2 protein-coding genes are annotated in these 1,120 nt (G+C 42.9%); one reads left to right on the top strand and one right to left on the bottom strand.

The genetic code is table 11. From position 1 onward, the window contains the following. Positions 1-20: 20 nt before the first annotated feature. A complete protein-coding gene (locus QUA13_RS33005; RefSeq protein ID WP_445242778.1) occupies positions 21-149 on the bottom strand; it encodes an IS1/IS1595 family N-terminal zinc-binding domain-containing protein in 129 nt (42 codons plus the stop codon). A gap of 391 nt (positions 150-540) precedes the next feature. On the opposite strand from QUA13_RS33005, the gene QUA13_RS32585 reads away from it, so the two are divergent. Continuing rightward, a complete protein-coding gene (locus QUA13_RS32585; RefSeq protein ID WP_333205245.1) occupies positions 541-1,077 on the top strand; it encodes an ABC transporter substrate-binding protein in 537 nt (178 codons plus the stop codon). Positions 1,078-1,120: the final 43 nt, after the last annotated feature.

The following is a 1,120-nucleotide window of genomic DNA, read 5'->3' on the forward strand; positions in this document are numbered from 1 at the left end:
TTGACGGCTTATCAATCTATTCAACAAGCTCTCTCTACTGATCGCTCCCTTTTTTGCCCTAGTTGAGCAATTACCTTAAAACTTTGTTTACCATTGTGAGTGTGACCATTTTTTACAATATATTGAGAATCACATCGAGGACATTTCATAAGCTAAAATTTAAGGCAGATTGAATAAGTAAATTATAACAGATATTCCTGACTATGCAGGACTACCCCGACAATACTGATGATTTCTGATACTCCAACAACGAGCGCGCGACCGTCAGTGCTGGCTTTAGTGGTTCTCTAGTAGCGACTCACGTGTTAAAAACAGCTAACCGCCCCTTGCTAATCAAGCCAAGATCGCGATCGTCATATTGGCAAGGGAGTTGCCCATAGCACCACCAACAGTCCAGTTGGTCTTTTAACCATTGATCTTGAGTGTGTCTTGCTGTAAGATAAAATTCAGCTATACTACGGTAAATCGAGCGATTTATAGTACAAACTGCGTAAGTCCTAATTAAACGAGACATTTAGCAAGGAGTTCAGGAGACGAATCATGAGCAAGTGGTTTGCCATTGCCAGACGTAGGTTACTGCTATTTTTTATTTCTGGGCTGTTTCTAGCGCTATTAGTCAATGCCTGTACTAATTCTGCCTCTCCTGGAACTGGCACTACAGCAGCATCGCCAGGCTCATCTCCTACGGCACTTCCTACGGTAGTACGTTTAGATTATGCCTACTACAATCCTGTCAGTCTCGTGCTGAAAGAGAAAGGCTGGCTGGAGGAAGACTTAGCCAAAACCAATATCAAAGTGGAATGGGTGCTCAGTCAAGGTAGTAACAAGGCCTTAGAGTTTCTCAATGGCAGCAGCATTGACTTTGGCTCGACTTCTGGTGCTTCCGCACTGATTGCCAAAGCCAATGGCAATCCCATCAAGTCTATTTACGTTTACTCGAAGCCGGAATGGACGGCATTAGTAACTACGGCGAATTCTTCGATTCAAAAAGTCGCCGATCTAAAAGGCAAGAAAGTTGCAGCAACGCGCGGAACAGATCCGTTTATTAGACCTCTTGCGAAAGTGCGATCGTTCTAGGTAAAATAAAAGAAAAAATGAGCTTAATAATATGAATTACGAA

The sequence above is a fragment of the Microcoleus sp. S28C3 genome (genome assembly GCF_036700785.1).
Lineage (GTDB): Bacteria > Cyanobacteriota > Cyanobacteriia > Cyanobacteriales > Microcoleaceae > Microcoleus > Microcoleus asticus.

Excerpts from the sequence above, each read along its gene's own strand:
- QUA13_RS32585 (WP_333205245.1), top strand. The coding sequence starts at position 541 with ATGAGCAAGTGGTTTGCCATTGCCAGACGTAGGTTACTGCTATTTTTT.
- QUA13_RS33005 (WP_445242778.1), bottom strand. The coding sequence starts at position 149 with ATGAAATGTCCTCGATGTGATTCTCAATATATTGTAAAAAATGGTCAC.